The following is an 18,139-nucleotide window of genomic DNA, read 5'->3' on the forward strand; positions in this document are numbered from 1 at the left end:
TCGTTTTTACGCTTTGTTATGAATTCAAGCATCAATGCCCAATAAGCGCAGGAACTCGAGATTCCACAAATAGGTTGACACCTGTGATGTCAGTAAATACTTCAATATCCTTCAAACCGGCTGGCAATATTCTGCGCACATCGTTTTCGTCGCGGTATATTAGATGCCATTCCAAAAAATACTCCATCCAGCGCCGCTCCTGGTTGCTGGAGTGCACATTGGTGAATAATATTTCACCACCTGCGCGGGTGCGCAAAGCCATATATTTAACCAAACGGGCACACACTTTATCGGTCAGATAATCAAAAAGTCCGGCGCAATACACAAAATCAAACTTGTCTGATTCTTCTATCACTTGGGTCTGGGCCGAGCGTTTGAGCAGCTGGTTTACCGACTCGTGCTGCGTACGCAAGTGCAGCTGCTTGCCGCTGTGCTGCAGGCTTTCCAGCCTTTCACGCGTATAGGCAAGAGTTTCCTCGCTGAAATCCACCAGCACAAACTCTAGTTGGTCGAAATGCGCAGATTGCAGAACCAGGCGCTGGATCTCTTGCGCCGGTCCGCAGCCGATATTCAAAACCCGCATAGGCCGCCCGGCATGCACGGCCTGTTGCGCCAAAGATTCCAGGCGGCTGTACAGAATGTCGATACGGTTGCGATGCGCCTGGGCCACGCCAGCCTGCAGGAACATGAAATTCACCAACTGGAAATAGCTGGTCGGGCCCTGGCGCGGGTCGCCCACGATCTGGTTCACCATTTCGTAATCGCCGGCATAGCCCAAAGGTTTGGAAAAAGTACGGTGCACAAACGGAGCCCGCAGAACCAGTGGGTGGATGGCCGCCTGGGCAAACGCGCGGTGCAGGGGCACGGCATCCTCGGGCACCAGGGCGGCTTCGCGGTCAAACCATTCCAAGTACTCGCGGCCCTTGCGCAGCAGCGGCAAGCTCAGTTCCTGGAACACATCCTGCTGCACCCGGCCATCGGGCTCATGCGGCAGGCGACCCGCCACATCCATCTGGTCCACCCAGCGCGCCACCTCAGCAAAGTAGGCGCGCATCTCGCTAACCACCACCTGGTAATCACGTCGCACATTGAAACGGGATTCCCAGTCCTGGATAAAGAACCCAGCTGCGCTGGCCACGCCAGCCACACCCGGTTGCATCAACACGACATCGTTCCAGGCGTCCATCAGATTCAGCGACACCACCGCCATCAACCCGGTATTCAACAGACTCACCACCACAGCCTTGCCGGTATAGATACTCTGATGACCGGAACGCACGGTCAGTTCGTGCAAAACCTCGCTGACCTGCATCAGCGAGTCGGGGTTGTACACCTCCAACACCATGGAGCCGCGCTGGTGGCTGATGAGGGTGCCCCGCATAGCCTCGTTATGGCTGTTTCGGAAAGTAATCACCGGGCTGATCGGACTGAGGGACTGCACAAACGGGCACTCTCATGAATTCGGGCTAAAACAGCTGACATATCCTCGCTAAATATTGGCGATGGCGTGTCGGCACCACGGAGCAGGACGCGACTGCAGGTCGGGAGGCTTGCTGAAAGACCGGCATTCTGTCACCTTGGCGAACCCGCTAAAAGGGTTCGCAGCCGCAATATAGACGCTTTGTCGTCAGCCCGTGAATTTGTCCAATGAATTTGCGCTCCATATTACGAAATTCGTTACGCTGCCAAAGTTTTACATAGAGAAGAAATTTTTATGCATGCCCATCAACACACACTTGAGCGCTTTTACGCTGCCTTCGCCCGCCTGGACGCCGACACCATGGCCAGCTGCTATGCCGAGGATGTGCAGTTCAACGACCCGGTATTTACGCTGCGCGGCCGGCGCGAAGTTGGCGGCATGTGGCGCATGCTGTGCGCCGCCACCCGTAGCAAGGGCTTGGACGTGTGGAAGCTGGAATACCGGGATCTACAAGCCGACGCCACAACCGGCCAGGCGCATTGGGAGGCGCACTACCGCTTCAGCACCACCGGGCGCATGGTGCACAACCGCATCGATGGGCGCTTCCGCTTCAATGCGGCCGGACTGATTACCCAGCACACCGACCAGTTTGATTTCTGGACCTGGTCACGCCAGGCACTGGGCACGCCCGGCCTGCTGCTGGGCTGGACGCCTTTGTTGCGCAACAAGGTGCGCCGACTGGCAGCTACGAACCTGGCGAAATTTCTGGCGCAACCATGAAGCGACACAGCGTACGGGCATAACCAACTGCTTCAGCCGGAACGCACACCCCCAGAGATGCCGTGGAACTGGCTTTGCCAGGCCACTGGCATCGCCCCCTTCGAGGGGGTTGGCGGAAGATGCGAAGCACTGCAGCCTGGGGGTGTTCAATAAGCTAGGCGCCGTGGCATTTCTTGTACTTTTTGCCACTACCGCAGGGGCACAGGTCGTTGCGACCGGGGGTAGCTTCCCTACGCACCTGCTCCACGCGGGGGCCGAGTGAGCGCCAGAGTTCGCGCAAGTCATATACCGCCCACATGGCTTCGCCAAAAGCCTCCATGCGCGCCTCAGACATGCTGGGTGGTGGCTCTTCACCGCCCTCTTCCTCAGGGCCAAAAGCCGACACCTCGGCCGGGCCGGTGTCGTCCTCGGTCAGGGCCACGATGGCGCTCAGGGCGCCGTCCAGCCACTGCACGGCCTCCTTGTCCTTGGCCGGCGCTTCCCACTCGTCGGGCCAGGCCTCGACTGCAAACATGAAGCCCAACGCCCAGACCTGGCCGAACGAAGGCAGCGGGCCTTCTTCTTCACCGACCAAGGCCTCGGCACGCTCTTCGGGGCTGAGCGACAGCATCATGGCGCGCACGTCCAGCACCTCGGGGGTATAGGCACGCTCGTCGGACAGGTTGTTGACATCTTTTTCATCCAGTGCGGCCTTCACCTCGTTCCAACGACGGTCCCACAGCTCCATGAAGCGTGCGCGCTGGGCTTCGTCGGCAAAACTGCCTTCACCGTCTTCGCCGATATCCAGCAGCACCGAAAGATATTCGCTGGCCGGAATGGCTCTGCGGCAGCACACCACGGCGGCCATGAAGCCTTCACAAAACTCCCACTGTGGGGTTTCGTCATAACGCTCGCGCAAGTCCTCCAGAATCAGGTCCAGGGCATCGAAGTCGTCGGGTTGTAAAGGCGCAGCGGTAGGGGCGGTCATGGTGTTCTCGGATAGCAAACCCCAAGTTTAGCCAGTAGCATCGCGCCAGGAGAAAACACCCTTATGCTGGATTATTTGAATTCGATCTACCCCATCCGCTACACCGTGTTCGGCATGTGCATCATGGGTTTGCTGCTCAGCCTGTTCAGCTTGCTCGTGTTCCACACTGGCGCCCTGCCCGGGCTGGTGTTTCTGGGTCTGGTCGGCCTGGGCCTGTATGACCTTCAGCAAACCAAAAAATCGGTGCTGCGCAACTACCCGGTAATAGGCCATATGCGCTACATGCTGGAGTTCGTGCGCCCGGAGATCCGCCAGTATTTCATCGAAGCCGACAACGACGCGACGCCGTTTTCACGATCGCAGCGCGCCCTGGTCTACCAGCGCGCCAAAGGGGATATCGACAAGCGCCCATTCGGCACCCAGCTCGACGTGCTGGCCGAAGGCTATGAGTGGATCAACCATTCCGTATCGCCCACCGAGGTGCCAACCCACGACTTCCGCATCACCATCGGACTGGACAGCCAGACCGGCCTGCAGGCTGACAGCTCCAACTGCACCCAGCCTTATGACGCCAGCGTGTTCAGCATCTCGGCCATGAGTTTTGGTGCGCTCTCAGCCAACGCCATCCTGGCGCTAAACAAGGGCGCGCAGCGCGGGCGCTTTGCGCACGACACCGGCGAGGGTTCGATCTCGGTGCACCACAAGGTGCACGGCGGCGACCTGGTGTGGGAGATTGGCTCGGGCTACTTTGGCTGCCGCAACGACGACGGCACATTCAACCCCGAGCGCTTCGCCGTGAATGCCTGCCAGCCGCAGGTCAAGATGATCGAGCTCAAACTGAGCCAGGGTGCCAAACCAGGACACGGCGGTGTGCTGCCCGGCCCCAAGGTCAGCGCCGAGATTGCCGAGGCGCGCGGCGTGCCCGAGGGCGTGGACTGCGTGTCACCCTCAGCCCACAGTGCCTTCAACACACCGGTGGAGATGATGCTTTTCATCGCCCGGCTGCGCGAACTCTCGGGCGGCAAGCCCACCGGCTTCAAGCTGTGCATAGGCCACCCCTGGGAATGGTTTGCCATGGTCAAGGCCATGCAAGTCACAGGCATCACCCCCGACTTCATCGTGGTCGATGGTGCCGAAGGCGGCACCGGAGCGGCACCGCTGGAGTTCACCGACCACGTGGGTGCCCCCCTGCAGGAAGGCCTGCAGCTGGTGCACAACACGCTACGCGGCGTAGGCCTGCGCAGCCGCGTCAAGCTAGGCTGTGCGGGCAAGGTGGTCAGCGCCTTCGATATCGCACGGATGATGGCGCTGGGCGCCGACTGGTGCAATTCAGCACGCGGCTTCATGTTCGCCCTGGGCTGCCTGCAAGCCCAGTCCTGCCATACCGGCCACTGCCCCACCGGCGTGACCACCCAGGACCCGGTGCGCCAGCAGGCGCTGATCGTGCCCGACAAGGCCGAACGGGTACACCAGTTCCACGAGAACACGCTGAAGGCACTAAAGGAAATGGTGCAGGCCGCCGGCCTGCTGCATCCGAATGAAATCACCGCCCACCACATCGTGCGCCGAGTGAATGAAACCGGGGTCAAGCTGCTAGTGACCATCATGCCGCCCCTGGCCATGAATGCACTGCTGGACCGCGACATCAGCAGCCTACCGAATGTGTTCAAGTTCTACTGGCCGCATGCCAGCGCGGACAGCTTCAAGCTGCAGATGGAAGAATAGGTACACCCCCAGGCTCCACACTTCGTGTTTTCGCTAACCCCCTTGCAGGGGGCGAACCCTACGGCCCGGCAGAGCCGGTTCCGTGGGTTCCCTGGAGTAATCAGCTCGCTACGCATCGCGAAGACACTGAAGCAGACGCCAATTGCTATTATTTAGATAGCTTTCTGCGCAGATACACCGTGCGCTAGCAGGCGTTTTTTCATACAAAGTACAGCCTTGTCCTTGCTCAGCAACAGGGCGCGATGGGCCACGGCGAGGTCGATGAAACACTGGTCGTCCGGGTCCTTGCAGACCAGTGGGACGCGCGGCGCCACTTCTACCAGCGTGGTGTGGCGGTCAAACGCGGCCAGCACGTCGGCAGCGGTCAGTTGGTAGAACGCCAGCTTGGGCACCAGGTGGGCGTAGTCCAGCACCCGCTCCAACTCATTGCGCATGTGCTGGGTTGCCAGCCAGCGCAGTTGGCCCGCCTCCAGCGCGGGTTTCAGCGGCTTGGCCACCTTGTCGTCGAACAAAAAGATGTCCAGCACGATGTTGGTGTCCAGCACCGCATTGCGCACTGCCTGCGGCTCAGACATCCTTGGGAGCGTCCGCACCACGACGGGCCGAACCAGCAACCATGTCGAAACGGAACAAGCGGCATTCAATGGGGCCGTTCCACATGGGTACGCGGCGCGACTCCTTGAGGCGCATCTTGCCGGGCAGCTTGAGGTCGGGTGTCAGCATCCAGGCGGTCCAGCCCGCGTAGTTGCGCTTCCAGTGGGTGGCCAGTTGGGGAAAGAAGTCGGCGCTGCCGTCCTCGGTCTGTGCGGCTTCGCGCCGGCCCGCGACACCGGCGACTTCAATCCGCTCGCCGTAGGGCGGGTTCAGCAGCATCACGCCGGACTCGGCCGGCGGCATGCGCTGCAAGGCGTCGCCGCCACGGAACTCGACCACGCCGCTGACGCCCGCGCGCTCGGCGTTGCGGGTGGCGAAATCGACCATACGGAAGGCCACATCGCTACCGAAGATCTGCGTCTCGGGCTCGTGCTCGGCGGCGTGGGCCTGCTCCTGGATGGCGCTCCACACATGGGGCTGGAAGGGCAACAGCTTCTCAAAGCCAAAGCGGCGCAGGCTGCCGGGCGCAATATTGCAGGCGATCTGCGCGGCCTCGATGGCAATGGTGCCGCTGCCGCAGCAGGGGTCGTACAGGGGCGTGGTGCCATCCCAGCCGCTGGCGGCGATCATGGCGGCGGCCAGGGTTTCCTTCAACGGCGCATCGCCCTTGTCTTCACGCCAGCCACGTTTGAACAGCGCGTCGCCCGAGGTGTCAATGTAGATGGTGGCGCGCTCGGTGGTCAGGTGCAGGTAGATGCGCACATCGGGCCACTGCACATTCACGTCGGGGCGCACGCCGGTCTTGAAGCGGAAGCGGTCGGCCACCGCGTCCTTCACCTTCAACGCAGCGAAGTTCAGCGAATTGAGCGGGCTGTGCTGGGCCGTGACCTCGATCTTGAAGCTTTGCTTGGGCGTGAACCAGATCTCCCAGGCCACGTTGCTGGCGGCTTCGTACAGGTCTTTTTCGCTGCGGTATTCGGTGTTGGACAGCTCGATCAGCACGCGCTGCGCCAGGCGGCTGTGCAGGTTCAGCCGCATCGCGTCGCGCCAGGAGGAGCGCACCAGCGTGCCGCCCCGCATCACCCGCAGGTCTTCGCCCTGCAGGCCGGTAATGCCATGCACCTCTTCGGCCAGCAGCTCTTCCACGCCGGCGGCGCAGGGTAAAAATAATTGGAGTTGGTTCATATCGTTATTTCCATGGTGTCACGCTACGCAGCCTGGGGCAAGCGGGGGCGAAGCTCTTTCCTCCAGCTGCGGCATACCGTGCACGCGGCCTGGGGGAGAGCATGTTCTACAGCGCTTTGCGCAGGTTCGTGGGGGCTATGCGCAGCGCTTCGCGGTACTTGGCCACGGTGCGACGCGCGCATTCAATGCCCTGCTCTTTCAGCATGTCGGACAGCTGGCTGTCGCTGAGCGGCTTCTTTGGGTCTTCGGACGAGACAAACTGCTTGATCAGCGCGCGCACCGCGGTGCTGGACGCATTGCCGCCGGTCTCCGTCCCCAGGGACGAGCCGAAGAAATACTTCAGCTCGAAGGTGCCGTAGGGCGTGGCCATGTATTTGGCGGTGGTCACGCGGCTGATGGTGGACTCGTGCAGTCCCAACTCGTCGGCGATCTCGCGCAGCACCAGAGGACGCATGGCCAGCGCGCCGTGGCTGAAGAAGTTCTTCTGCCGTTCCACGATGGCGTTGCTGACCCGCAAAATCGTGTCGAAGCGCTGCTGGATGTTCTTGATGAACCAGCGCGCCTCCTGCAGACGCTGCTGCAGCGCGGCGTTGTTCGACGAATCCTTGCCGCCGCCCTTGTGCTGGCGCAGCGCATTGGCATAGATATCGTGCACGCGCAGGCGCGGCATGACCTCGGCATTCAGCTGCACCCGGAAGCGGGCCTGGGCGCCACGCCCGACCTTGACCACGATCACGTCGGGCACCACGATGTTGCGCTCCACATCGACAAAGCGCCGCCCCGGCTTGGGCTCCAGCCGGGCGATCAGCGCCATGGCAGCCTTGATATCGGTCTCGGTGGCGCGGCACAACTGGGCCAGGCGCTTCACATCGCGCCGGGCCAGCAGGTCCATGGACTGGCGGCAGATGCGCATGGCCACCTTGCGCGCCGGGTCATCGCCCAGCACGGGCTGCAAACCCTCCAGCTGCAGCAACAGGCATTCACCCAGATGCCGCGCGCCCACGCCCGCCGGCTCCAGGCTTTGCAGCAGGCTCAGGGCCACGGTAAAGCGGTGTACCAGCTCTTCCACGGCCTCGGCGTCGTCGCCCGCCAGACCACGCGCCAGGGTTTCGAAATCGTCTTCCAGGTAGCCGTCGTCATTCAGCGATTCGATCAAAAAGCGCAGCGCTGCCTGGTCCACCTCACCCAGCCGCAGGGCCAGGGCCTGGCGGTGCAGAAAGCTGGTCAGCGACTCCTGGTTGCGGGCCAGCTCGGTGGCGTCCATCTCGCCGTCTTCACCCAGGTTGTTCTGGCGCGCCGGGGCATCGCCGCCCCATTCGCTGTCGTCGGGTTTGATCTCGGAAGTGCCATCGCCATCCCAGCTGGTGTCGTCACCGCCGGTTAAAGGGGATTCGGCATCATTTGGGGCTTCTACGCTGGATTCACTTGCGTATTCAGCTACAGAACTTGTAGCAATTTCAGCCTCGCGCTCCCCTGTGCTGACCGGCGTGTCGGACTGGGCCAAGCCGAACTCCTCACGTGCAGCCTCGTCCATATTGCGTTCCAGAAACGGGTTGTCGTCCAGCATCTGGTCCACTTCCTGGCTCAGTTCCAGGGTGGACAGTTGCAGCAGGCGGATGGACTGCTGCAGCTGGGGCGTCAGCGCCAGATGCTGTGAAACGCGTAGGGATAAGCCTTGCTTCATCGGAGCATCACATCTTGAAATGTTCGCCGAGGTAGACGCGACGCACATCGGCGTTGTCCACGATCTCGGACGGCGTGCCCTCGGCCAGCACATTGCCGTCGCTGATGATGTAGGCGTGGTCGCAAATGCCCAGCGTTTCGCGCACATTGTGGTCGGTGATCAGCACGCCGATGCCACGCGACTTCAGGAAGCCGATGATGCGCTGGATCTCGATCACCGCAATCGGGTCGATACCGGCAAAAGGCTCGTCCAGCAAAATGAAACGCGGCTGGGTGGCCAGGGCACGGGCGATTTCCACGCGGCGGCGCTCGCCACCAGACAGGGCCATGGCCGACGAATCGCGCAAATGCTCCACCCGCAAATCCTGCAGCAACGCCGTCAGGCGCTTTTCGATCTCGGCGCGGGTGAGGGACTTGCCGGCCTTGTCGTGCTGCAATTCCAGCACGGCGCGCACATTTTCTTCCACCGTGAGCTTGCGGAAAATCGAGGCTTCCTGGGGCAGATAGCTCAGGCCCAGGCGCGAACGCCGGTGGATGGGCATGTGCTCCACCGACTGGCCGTCGATGGAAATATGCCCGCCATCGGCCCGCACCAGGCCCACGATCATGTAGAAGGAAGTGGTTTTGCCCGCGCCGTTGGGGCCCAACAAACCGACCACCTCGCCTTTTTTGACGGCCAGCGTCACGTCTTTCACGACCTTGCGCTTGCCGTAGGCTTTTTGCAGATGGCGCGCCTCCAGGCGGCTTTCTCCCGACTCCACCACCGCCGTCACTTCTTCACGCCCTCCAGCGTGCTGGTGGAACGTAGCACCGGGGCGGGCCCGGCAGCTGCCGTGCCGCTAGCGGCCGACGCTGCAGCCTTGGGTGTCAGCATGGCGCGTACGCGGCCATTCTGGCCACCGGGATTGCTGCCGGCTGTGCCGCTGTCCACGGTGAATACATCGGTGGTGTTGTCATAGACGATCAGTTCGCCGGTGATTTCGTCGTTCACCTTGCTGCCGACCAGACGACGCAAAATGGCCCGCTTGATGAAGCGCACGTTGTCCAGCTTGCTGCTGTACTCGATGGTTTCGCCCTCGCCTTCTATGTATTCGTCCAGGCCGTCGCGTTTTTGCTTGAAATACGCCAGCTTGCCCGGCTCCGCCGTCACCACGCCGAACTGGTTGCCCTCGGCATCCTGGCGCACATCGACGCGGGCGCCACGGATGATGATGGTGCCCTTGGTCATCACCACCTTGCCGGTAAAGACATTGGTCTGCTTCAGATCGTCATAACGCGCCGCGTCCGCCTCGATATTCATAGGCTTGAGTTTGTCGGCTTTTTCCGCGTGGGCCGCTCCGCCTAGACCGACGAAACAAACCACGAGCAGTGAGAGTAGGGTGTTGATTTTCATAGAGGCACGAATCTTGCAATTCATTGTAACGGCCCCTCACCCCGAGTTGGACGTAGCCAGAAAAAAGCCCGCTGACGCGGGCTTTTTCATCTCTCCGGCCTTGCCGGCCATGCCGGGATCAGGCTTTCTTGCGCTGCTCGGCCACCAGATATTCCACAACGGCCAATGCACGCGGCATGGTCTGCGCCTGGCTGCCATCGGTGTAGAACTTGCCAGCCACGCCCAAAGCGGGCACGCCCGCGACCTGGTAGGCCTGCTGCAGCTGGGACGCCTTGCGCACCTTGGTGCTGACGCCAAAAGACTGGTACGTCTCGGTGAACTTGGTTTTGTCCAGACCCTGCTTCACGGCCCAGGCGATCACCAGATCATCTTTGTCCAGACGCTGGTGCTCCACATGGATGGCGTTGAACACCTTGCCATGCAGGGCGTCCAGCTGGCCCAGAGCCTCCAGCGTGTAGTACAGCTTTTGCGGCGGGATGAAGCTGTCCTGGAAGTTCACTGGCACACGCTTGAAGGCAATATCCTTGGGCAGGCGCTTGAGCCACTCCACCAAGGTGGGCTCAAACGCATTGCAATGCGGACAGGCGTACCAGAAGAACTCGATCACTTCGACCTTGCCGGCCGGGGCTTCTGTTGCGACTGGCTTGTCCAGCACCAGGTAATCCGTGCCCGCCACGGGCGGCTTGCCCTGCGCCAGGGCGCTACCGGTATGACCTACGGCCAGCGTGGAACCAGCCAGCACACCCGCTGAAGCCAGCGAAAACTCACGACGTTTCATTGCAAATCACTCCTTGTGGGGGGTCGGATCGGTGCCGAGCGCAAAAGTTCAGCGCGCAGCACCAGCTTCAAGAGAACTGGTCAACGCTGCACGCGCACCAGGGTGGTTTCGCTACCGGCACTTTCCAGCCGGTCCTTGGCATGCTCGGCATCGTCGCGCTTGGCGTACGGGCCCATGCGCACACGGTAGACGGTGCGGCCGGACTGCTCGCGCTCGGTAACCTTGGCTTCCATGCCCATCATGGCCAGCTTGGCACGCTGGGCCTCGGCATCTTCGGGCGTACGGTAGGCACCGGCCTGCACGAAGTACTCAAACGGCTCGGCTGTGGGTGCCAGCGCAGGTGCCGTGGCCACGGTGGCAGACGCAGCCGCCTTGGCTTTGACCTTGGCCAGATCGCCCAGCGGGTCGGCCGAGGCTGCGGCCGACGGCTTGGCATCCGGCTTCACCGCAACGGCCGCTGGTGGCGTGGGCACCACGGCCGGAGTCGCCGCTGGCGCCGGTGGCGGCACCACCAGCGGAGTCGCCGCATCCACCGCGCCGGATGCCGCGGGCGCCGCAGAGCGCACCGGGTTTTTGCCGTGCAAGGGGGTATTCGGATCCCAGTCCTTGTTTTTCTGGCTTTCGACCGCGTCGTGGTCGGCGCCATTGGCCTGGGTCTTGCCATTCATGAACGGCACCGGCACCTTGGTGACATAGACCGCCACCGCCAGCGCCGAGCCCAGGCCGACCACCACCCCGATGATGAAACCCAGGATGGTGCCGCCGCTTTGCTTTTGTTTTGTCATGCTTGCTGTCAATTACATTTTTTCCGGAGCATCCACGCCCAGTACTGCCAAGCCATTGTGCAATACCTGCGCGCAGGCGGCGACCAGGGCCAGGCGGGCCAGCTTGAGCGGCTCGTCGTCCACCAGCACGCGCTCGGCGTCATAGTAGCTATGCAGGTTGGCGGCCAGCTCACGTAGGTAGAAGGTCACGTCATGCGGGGCAAAACCTTCGGTAGCGGCTGTCAGCATCTCGGGGTACTTGGCCAGCTGCAGCATCAGCGTCTGGGCCTGCGGCACCAGCAGGCTGGACAGGTCCACGCCCTGCAGCGACGCCACATCGCCACCCCAATCGCGCAGCATCTTGCAGATGCGGGCGTGTGCGTACTGCACGTAGTACACCGGGTTGTCGTTGTTCTTGGCCAGCGCCAAATCGATGTCAAAGGTGTATTCGGTATCGGGCTTGCGGCTCAGCAGGAAGAAGCGCACCGCGTCCTTGCTGGTCCAGTCGATCACGTCGCGCAGCGTCACATAGCTGCCAGCGCGCTTGGAGATCTTCACCTCTTCGCCGCCGCGCACCACCCGCACCATGGTGTGCAGCACGTAGTCGGGGTAGCCCTGGGGAATGCCCACATTCGCCGCCTGCAGGCCGGCGCGCACCCGGGCGATGGTGCCGTGGTGGTCGGTGCCCTGGATGTTCACCACCTTGGTGAAACCCCGCTCCCACTTGGCGATGTGGTAGGCCACGTCGGGCACAAAGTAGGTGTAGCTGCCGTCGGTCTTGCGCATGACGCGGTTCTTGTCGTCGCCGTAGTCGGTAGACTGCAGCCACAGCGCACCGTCTTGCTCGTAGGTCTTGCCGGCTTCCTGCAGGCGCTTGACGGTGGCGTCCACCCGGCCGCTGGTGTACAGGCTGGACTCCAAGTAGAAGTTGTCGAACTTGACCTGGAAGGCTTGCAAATCCAGGTCCTGCTCGCGGCGCAGATAGGCCACGGCGAATTCGCGGATGGAATCCAGGTCATCCACCTTGCCCGAGGCCGTGACTTCGCGGTCGTCGGCCTTGACGGTCTTGCCGGCCAGGAAGTCCTGCGCGATATCACCGATGTAGTCGCCGTTGTAGGCGGCCGCATTTTCACCACTAGGCCACTCGGCGTCGCCGGGCTTGAAGCCCTTGGCACGCAGCTGCGTGCTGTTCGCCAGGGTGGCGATCTGCACGCCGGCGTCGTTGTAATAGAACTCGCGGTACACGTCCCAGCCCTGGGTGGCGTACAGGTTGCAGATGGCATCGCCCAGCGCCGCCTGGCGGCCATGGCCCACATGCAGCGGGCCGGTGGGGTTGGCCGAGACGAATTCCACCAGGATGTGCTGGTTGTTGCTGGGCTGCACGCCGAAGCTGGCAGCAGCGGACAGCACCTCGCGCACCACTTCCTGCTTGGCAGCGGGCTTGAGCTTGATGTTGATGAAGCCCGGGCCGGCGATGTCGATGGCCTCGACCCATTTTTCGAACGCCGGCTGCTCCAGCAGGGCCACGCGCAGGTTTTCACCCAGCTGGCGCGGGTTCAGCTTGAGCGGCTTGGCCAGCTGCATGGCGGCGGTGCAGGCGAAATCGCCGTGTGCGGCCACTTTGGGGGACTCGAACGCGGCTTTGGCGCCAGCGCCGGGGGCAATTTTTTCCAGCCCGACGGCCAGCGCCGCGAGCAATTCGTGTTTGACTGAGAGCATGGCCGGATTTTACCGGGGGGTGCCCACCCCTCGCGTCATCCGGCTTGCGCATTGCGGCGTTATGGGTTGCAATCCAGTCGTCTTCGGACCTTGCGCACAGGATTTACCCCACAACCTCTTCTTCTGGAGCCTGCATGAAACAACTATTACCTCTCGTCGCCGCCCTGGGTCTGACTCTGTCTATGGGCCTGGTCCACGCTGCCGACAAGGAGCCCACGCCCCAGCAAGCCAAGATGTCGGCCTGCAGCAAAGAAGCCAAGGGCAAAAAAGGCGATGAATACAAGGCTGCCGTAAAAGCCTGCCTGAGCGCCGATGCACCTGCAGCCGCAGCAGATGCCAAGCCCACGCAACAGGAAAAAATGAAGACCTGCAACGCCGACGCCAAAACCAAGGCACTGAAGGGCGACGAGCGCAAGAAGTTCATGAGCGACTGTCTGAAGGGTTGAACCTCCGCCCTCCCCGTCAAAAACCCGGTTCGCCGGGTTTTTGTGTTTTCAGGCCCGTCCGCTGCGATCTGCACTCGTCCAGAAGCCCGGTTGGCTATAGTGCAGCTTCAAAAAGTCGATCCACAGCCGCACCCTTAGCGGCAGGTGCTTGCGCTGCGTGAACACCGCGTAGATGCCGTTCGGCGGCGCAGCAAAGGCGTCCAGCACCGACACCAGCTGGCCGCTGGCAATCTCGGCCTCCACCTCCCAGGTGCTGCGCCAGGCAATGCCATAGCCGGCCAGGCACCAGTCATGCAAGACCTGGCCGTCGCTGCAGGCCAGCGGGCCGCTGGGCTTGGTATAGAACAGTTCAACCGCATCCTTGTCACCGCCCGCCACCGGCAGCTGGAAGGCCCAGCCCCGCGTCTGTGACGACTCGCTGGACAAGGCCAGACAGGCAAAGCGCGCCAACTCACTGGGGTGCTGCGGCGTCCCAAAGCGCTGCAGAAAAGCGGGTGTGGCCACGCACAGGCGGCGGTTGTCGGCCAGGCGCATGCTGACCAGGTTGGAGTCGGGCAGGTCGCCCACCCGCACCGCGCAGTCAAAGCCCTCGCCGCCCAGGTCCACCACCCGGTCGCTCAGGTTCAGCGACACCGTGACCTCTGGGTGGCGCTCGCGGAACCAGGGCACCAGCGGCGCCACATGGCGGCGGCCAAAACCGGCCGGCGCGGTGATGCGTAAATGCCCGCTAGCCTTGACACCGCCGGCTGACACACTGGCCTCGGCATTCGCCAAGTCGCCCAGCACGCGCTGGCAGTCCTCCAGAAAAGCCGAGCCTTCGTGCGTGAGGCTAATGCGCCGGGTGGTGCGCAGCAGCAGCTTTACGCCCAGGCGCTCCTCCAGCGCGTCCAGCCGGCGGCCAATGATGGCCGGGGCCACACCCTCGGCCTGGGCCGCCGCCGTCAGGCTGCCACGCGCCACGACGGCAACAAAGGTTTCCAGGGTTTTAAGGCGGTCCATCGGTTCAGTGATTTAAAGAAAACAAGGCTCCAGCGCAGGTGATACCTACGCAAGCAGCTATTTATTCAATAGCATCAAGGCAGCAATCTCGGCCTCGCCATAGCCTAGCTGTGCCAGCAGTTCCTGGCTGTGCTCGCCCAGCTTGGGCGGGTTCAGGCGCACACCGGGACGCTGTCCGTCCAGCGTCAGCGGCAGCAGCACGGTTTGGCTGGCACGGCCATCGGGCAACTCCATGGGCGCCAGGCCGCCGGTGGCCAGCAGATGCGGGTCATCCAGCAGGTCCTGTGGGCGGGTGATGGGCGCGTAGGGCAGCGCGTGCTTTTCAAACACCTCGGCGATGTGCGCCGCGCTGAACGGCGCCATGCGCTCGCGCAGGATGGGCATCATCCATTCGCGGGCGCGCACCCGGTCGTTGCTGGACTTCAGGCGCTCGTCGGCAAACAGGTCGGCAAAGCCAAACACCTCGCAGAACACGGCCCAGGCCGAGTTGCTGACCACGGCCAGAAAGATCTGCTCGCCATCCTTGACCTTGAACACGTCGTAAATCGCCCAGGGCGACAGGCGCTCAGGCATGGGCGCGGCGGGCTTGCCAGTCACGGCGTACTGCATCATGTGCTGGGCCACCAGGAAGACGTTGTTTTCAAACAGCGCGCTTTGCACCTCCTGGCCCAGGCCGGTTTTCTCACGTTGCGCCAGGGCCGCCATGGCCCCGATGGCGCCAAACATGCCGCCCATGATGTCGTTCACGCTGGTGCCGGCGCGCAGCGGGTCGCCGGAGCGACCGGTCATATAGGCCAGGCCGCCCATCATCTGCACCACCTCGTCCAGCGCCGTGCGGTGCTCGTAGGGGCCGGGCAGAAAGCCTTTGTGGCTGATGTAGATCAGGCGTGGGTTCAGCGTCTTCAGGCTGGCGTAGTCCAGCCCCAGCTTTTGCATAGTGCCAGGCTTGAAGTTCTCGCTGACGATGTCGGCCGTGGCGATCAGGCGCAGCACCGCCTCCTTACCCTCGGGTGTCTGCAGGTCCAGCGCCAGGCTTTTCTTGTTGCGGTTGAACAGCGCGAAGAAACCGGCCCCGGCACCCAGCAGTTGGCGCGTGGCATCGCCCTCGCGGCCATGGCCGATGGACTCAACCTTGATCACCTCCGCCCCCAAGTCCCCCAGCACCAAACCACAGGTGGGGCCCATGACCATGTGGGTGAATTCAACGACGCGCAGGCCGGCGTAGGGCAGTGCGGGCGCCGGGTTTTCTTCATTGTGGACAGCGGACATGCAGGTTTTTCCCAGGATTGGTGACAATAAGGAAGCAAGGACCAATTACATCTATTTTTGTCACATATAAATGCAATTTAATCGAATTAATACCCGATTAAGTATCGAATAAAGTAGGCCTATCGTTTGCTTGAAGCATTTTCCACCGATCCACCCCACTGCAAAGGCGCACCACTATGACAGCACGCACCACCCGCCACCAGCTCCAGGTAGCCACCGTTCTGGACCAGTTCATTGAAGAGAAAGTGCTACCCGGTACCGGTGTGGATAGCGCCAGCTTCTGGGCCGGGTTCAGTGCGATCGTGGCCGACCTGGCGCCCAAGAACATTGCCCTGCTGGCCGAGCGTGACCGCCTGCAAACGGCACTGGACGGCTGGCACAAGTCCCACCCCGGCCCCATCGCCGACATGCCGGCCTACAAGGCCTTTCTGGAAGAAATCGGCTACCTGGTGCCCTCGCCTAAGAAGGTGAAGATCAGCACCAAGAACGTGGACGCCGAGCTGGCCATCCAGGCCGGCCCGCAGCTGGTGGTGCCGGTGCTGAACGCCCGCTACGCGCTGAACGCTGCAAACGCGCGCTGGGGCTCGCTGTACGACGCGCTGTACGGCACAGACGTGATCAGCGAAGAAAAAGGCTGCGAGAAAGTGGGGCCGAAAGGCTACAACCCCAAGCGCGGCAAGAAGGTCATTGAATACGCACGCAATGTGCTGGACCGCTGCGCGCCGCTGAAGAAGGGCACACACGTAGGCTCCACCGGCTACCGCGTCAAGGGCGGCGAGCTGGTCGTCACACTGAAGGACGGCAGCACCTCCAAGCTGGAGCACAAGTCGCAGTTCGTGGGCTTCCAGGGTGAGGCCAAGGCGCCCTCTTCCGTGCTGCTGGAGCACAACGGCCTGCATCTGGACATCATCATCAACCGCGCCACGCCGATCGGCAAGAGCGACGCGGCCGGCGTGAGCGACCTGGTGCTGGAAGCAGCCCTGTCCACCATCCTGGACCTGGAAGACTCGGTGGCCGTGGTGGACGCCGAAGACAAAGTACTGGCCTACGGCAACTGGCTGGGCATTCTGCAAGGCACGCTGACCGAGAGCTTTGACAAGGGCGGCAAGACGCTGACCCGTGGCCTGAACGCCGACCGCATCTACACCTCACCCGAGGGCAAGAAGGACGTGAAGTTGCACGGCCGCAGCCTGATGTTTGTGCGCAATGTGGGCCACCTGATGACCAACCCGGCCATCACCTACACCGCCGCCGACGGCAGCACGCAAGAGATTCCCGAGGGCATCATGGACGCGGTCATCACCACGACCATCGCCCTGCACGACCTGAAGAAGACCAAGAAGGACGCCATCCGCAACTCGCGCAAGGGCTCGGTCTACATCGTCAAGCCCAAGATGCACGGCCCCGCCGAGGTCGCTTTTGCGGCCGAACTGTTCAGCCGCGTGGAAAAGATGCTGGGCCTGGCCGACAGCACCGTCAAGCTGGGCATCATGGACGAAGAGCGCCGCACCAGCGTCAACCTGAAAGCCTGTATTGCCGCCGCCGAAAGCCGCGTGGCCTTCATCAACACCGGCTTCCTGGACCGCACCGGCGACGAAATGCACACCGCCATGCTGGCCGGCCCCATGGTGCGCAAGGGCGATATGAAGACCAGCGCCTGGATCCAGGCCTATGAGAAAAACAATGTGCTGGCCGGCCTGAGCAGCGGCCTGCGCGGCAAGGCGCAGATCGGCAAGGGAATGTGGGCCATGCCCGACCTGATGAAGGCCATGATGGAGCAAAAGATTGCCCATCCCAAGGCCGGCGCCAACACCGCCTGGGTGCCCAGCCCCACTGGCGCCACCCTGCACGCCCTGCACTACCACCAGCTGCTGGTGCGCGACGTGCAAAAGGAACTGGAAAAAACCAACTACGAGAAAGCCCGCGACGGCATTCTGGACAACCTGCTGCAAATCCCGGTCACCGCCATGCCGAACTGGAGCGCCGCCGAGAAGCAACAGGAGCTGGACAACAACGCCCAGGGCATCCTGGGCTATGTGGTGCGCTGGGTGGACCAGGGCGTAGGCTGCTCCAAGGTGCCCGACATCCACAATGTGGGCCTAATGGAAGACCGCGCCACCCTGCGCATCAGCAGCCAGCACATGGCCAACTGGCTGCACCACGGCGTGGTGACCAAAGAGCAGATCACCGAAACCTTCGAGCGCATGGCCGCCGTGGTGGACAAGCAGAACGCTGGCGACAAGCTTTACAAGAACATGGCCGGCCACTTTGGCACCTCGGCCGCGTACAAAGCTGCCTGCGACCTGGTGTTCAAGGGCCTGGAGCAACCCAGCGGCTACACCGAGCCGCTGCTGCATGCCTGGCGCCTGAAGGTGAAGGCCGCGGCGTAAGCGGGCATCCATGAAAATGCGCGAAAC

Annotated in this window: 16 protein-coding genes; 4 read left to right on the forward strand and 12 right to left on the reverse strand. The window is 62.5% G+C overall.

Features of this window, described 5'->3' with window-relative positions:
• Positions 1–31 precede the first annotated feature (31 nt).
• Positions 32–1,441, reverse strand: coding sequence for a class I SAM-dependent methyltransferase (locus AC07VY_RS21910; RefSeq protein WP_495099294.1), 1,410 nt, complete (start codon positions 1,439–1,441; stop codon positions 32–34).
• Positions 1,442–1,714: 273 nt separating this feature from the next.
• Between AC07VY_RS21910 and AC07VY_RS21915 the strand changes: the two genes are divergently transcribed.
• Positions 1,715–2,200: a nuclear transport factor 2 family protein gene (locus AC07VY_RS21915; RefSeq protein ID WP_495099295.1), complete on the forward strand. Its 486-nt coding sequence runs from the start codon at positions 1,715–1,717 to the stop codon at positions 2,198–2,200.
• Between the two features lie 154 nt (positions 2,201–2,354).
• On the opposite strand, the gene AC07VY_RS21920 is transcribed toward AC07VY_RS21915, so the two are convergent.
• Positions 2,355–3,167 (reverse strand): UPF0149 family protein, encoded by an 813-nt coding sequence (locus AC07VY_RS21920; RefSeq protein WP_495099296.1) that lies wholly within the window; start codon positions 3,165–3,167, stop codon positions 2,355–2,357.
• A gap of 63 nt (positions 3,168–3,230) precedes the next feature.
• On the opposite strand from AC07VY_RS21920, the gene AC07VY_RS21925 reads away from it, so the two are divergent.
• Positions 3,231–4,892, forward strand: coding sequence for an FMN-binding glutamate synthase family protein (locus AC07VY_RS21925; RefSeq protein WP_495099297.1), 1,662 nt, complete (start codon positions 3,231–3,233; stop codon positions 4,890–4,892).
• 152 nt (positions 4,893–5,044) lie between these two features.
• On the opposite strand, the gene AC07VY_RS21930 is transcribed toward AC07VY_RS21925, so the two are convergent.
• From AC07VY_RS21930 to argS, 8 genes are all read right to left on the reverse strand, one after another.
• Positions 5,045–5,467: a putative toxin-antitoxin system toxin component, PIN family gene (locus tag AC07VY_RS21930; RefSeq protein ID WP_495099298.1), complete on the reverse strand. Its 423-nt coding sequence runs from the start codon at positions 5,465–5,467 to the stop codon at positions 5,045–5,047.
• On the reverse strand, positions 5,460–6,671 hold the full coding sequence (locus AC07VY_RS21935; RefSeq protein ID WP_495099299.1) for a THUMP domain-containing class I SAM-dependent RNA methyltransferase: 1,212 nt from the start codon (positions 6,669–6,671) through the stop codon (positions 5,460–5,462). The genes AC07VY_RS21930 and AC07VY_RS21935 overlap by 8 nt, the downstream gene beginning before the upstream one ends.
• Positions 6,672–6,777: 106 nt before the next feature.
• Positions 6,778–8,355: an RNA polymerase factor sigma-54 gene (locus AC07VY_RS21940; RefSeq protein ID WP_495099300.1), complete on the reverse strand. Its 1,578-nt coding sequence runs from the start codon at positions 8,353–8,355 to the stop codon at positions 6,778–6,780.
• A gap of 7 nt (positions 8,356–8,362) precedes the next feature.
• Entirely contained in the window at positions 8,363–9,127 is a 765-nt protein-coding gene (gene lptB / locus AC07VY_RS21945) for an LPS export ABC transporter ATP-binding protein (protein WP_495099301.1), read from the reverse strand.
• Positions 9,124–9,747, reverse strand: a complete 624-nt coding sequence (gene lptA, locus AC07VY_RS21950) for a lipopolysaccharide transport periplasmic protein LptA (protein ID WP_495099302.1) — start codon at positions 9,745–9,747, stop codon at positions 9,124–9,126. The genes lptB and lptA overlap by 4 nt, the downstream gene beginning before the upstream one ends.
• Before the next feature lie 118 nt (positions 9,748–9,865).
• Positions 9,866–10,525 carry a thiol:disulfide interchange protein DsbA/DsbL gene (locus AC07VY_RS21955; RefSeq protein WP_495099303.1) on the reverse strand — a complete coding sequence of 220 codons (660 nt, stop codon included), beginning with the start codon at positions 10,523–10,525 and terminating at the stop codon, positions 9,866–9,868.
• An 80-nt stretch (positions 10,526–10,605) separates the two neighbouring features.
• The gene (locus AC07VY_RS21960) at positions 10,606–11,310 is read right to left on the reverse strand and encodes an SPOR domain-containing protein (protein WP_495099304.1); all 705 of its coding nucleotides are present in this window, start codon (positions 11,308–11,310) and stop codon (positions 10,606–10,608) included.
• A 12-nt stretch (positions 11,311–11,322) separates the two neighbouring features.
• Positions 11,323–13,008: an arginine--tRNA ligase gene (argS, locus tag AC07VY_RS21965; protein WP_495099305.1), complete on the reverse strand. Its 1,686-nt coding sequence runs from the start codon at positions 13,006–13,008 to the stop codon at positions 11,323–11,325.
• 134 nt (positions 13,009–13,142) lie between these two features.
• On the opposite strand from argS, the gene AC07VY_RS21970 reads away from it, so the two are divergent.
• Positions 13,143–13,454 (forward strand): PsiF family protein, encoded by a 312-nt coding sequence (locus tag AC07VY_RS21970; protein ID WP_495099306.1) that lies wholly within the window; start codon positions 13,143–13,145, stop codon positions 13,452–13,454.
• Between the two features lie 48 nt (positions 13,455–13,502).
• On the opposite strand, the gene AC07VY_RS21975 is transcribed toward AC07VY_RS21970, so the two are convergent.
• A complete protein-coding gene (locus AC07VY_RS21975) occupies positions 13,503–14,453 on the reverse strand; it encodes a LysR family transcriptional regulator (RefSeq protein ID WP_495099307.1) in 951 nt (316 codons plus the stop codon).
• A 57-nt stretch (positions 14,454–14,510) separates the two neighbouring features.
• Entirely contained in the window at positions 14,511–15,722 is a 1,212-nt protein-coding gene (locus AC07VY_RS21980) for a CaiB/BaiF CoA transferase family protein (protein ID WP_495099308.1), read from the reverse strand.
• A gap of 176 nt (positions 15,723–15,898) precedes the next feature.
• On the opposite strand from AC07VY_RS21980, the gene AC07VY_RS21985 reads away from it, so the two are divergent.
• Positions 15,899–18,112 (forward strand): malate synthase G, encoded by a 2,214-nt coding sequence (locus AC07VY_RS21985; RefSeq protein WP_495099309.1) that lies wholly within the window; start codon positions 15,899–15,901, stop codon positions 18,110–18,112.
• The last annotated feature ends 27 nt before the right edge of the window (positions 18,113–18,139 follow it).

The sequence above is a fragment of the Rhodoferax sp. GW821-FHT02C08 genome (assembly GCF_059421805.1).

Excerpts from the sequence above, each read along its gene's own strand:
- AC07VY_RS21915 (WP_495099295.1), top strand. The coding sequence starts at position 1,715 with ATGCATGCCCATCAACACACACTTGAGCGCTTTTACGCTGCCTTCGCC.
- AC07VY_RS21920 (WP_495099296.1), bottom strand. The coding sequence starts at position 3,167 with ATGACCGCCCCTACCGCTGCGCCTTTACAACCCGACGACTTCGATGCC.
- AC07VY_RS21925 (WP_495099297.1), top strand. The coding sequence starts at position 3,231 with ATGCTGGATTATTTGAATTCGATCTACCCCATCCGCTACACCGTGTTC.
- AC07VY_RS21930 (WP_495099298.1), bottom strand. The coding sequence starts at position 5,467 with ATGTCTGAGCCGCAGGCAGTGCGCAATGCGGTGCTGGACACCAACATC.
- AC07VY_RS21935 (WP_495099299.1), bottom strand. The coding sequence starts at position 6,671 with ATGAACCAACTCCAATTATTTTTACCCTGCGCCGCCGGCGTGGAAGAG.
- AC07VY_RS21940 (WP_495099300.1), bottom strand. The coding sequence starts at position 8,355 with ATGAAGCAAGGCTTATCCCTACGCGTTTCACAGCATCTGGCGCTGACG.
- lptA (WP_495099302.1), bottom strand. The coding sequence starts at position 9,747 with ATGAAAATCAACACCCTACTCTCACTGCTCGTGGTTTGTTTCGTCGGT.
- AC07VY_RS21955 (WP_495099303.1), bottom strand. The coding sequence starts at position 10,525 with ATGAAACGTCGTGAGTTTTCGCTGGCTTCAGCGGGTGTGCTGGCTGGT.
- AC07VY_RS21960 (WP_495099304.1), bottom strand. The coding sequence starts at position 11,310 with ATGACAAAACAAAAGCAAAGCGGCGGCACCATCCTGGGTTTCATCATC.
- argS (WP_495099305.1), bottom strand. The coding sequence starts at position 13,008 with ATGCTCTCAGTCAAACACGAATTGCTCGCGGCGCTGGCCGTCGGGCTG.
- AC07VY_RS21970 (WP_495099306.1), top strand. The coding sequence starts at position 13,143 with ATGAAACAACTATTACCTCTCGTCGCCGCCCTGGGTCTGACTCTGTCT.
- AC07VY_RS21975 (WP_495099307.1), bottom strand. The coding sequence starts at position 14,453 with ATGGACCGCCTTAAAACCCTGGAAACCTTTGTTGCCGTCGTGGCGCGT.
- AC07VY_RS21980 (WP_495099308.1), bottom strand. The coding sequence starts at position 15,722 with ATGTCCGCTGTCCACAATGAAGAAAACCCGGCGCCCGCACTGCCCTAC.
- AC07VY_RS21985 (WP_495099309.1), top strand. The coding sequence starts at position 15,899 with ATGACAGCACGCACCACCCGCCACCAGCTCCAGGTAGCCACCGTTCTG.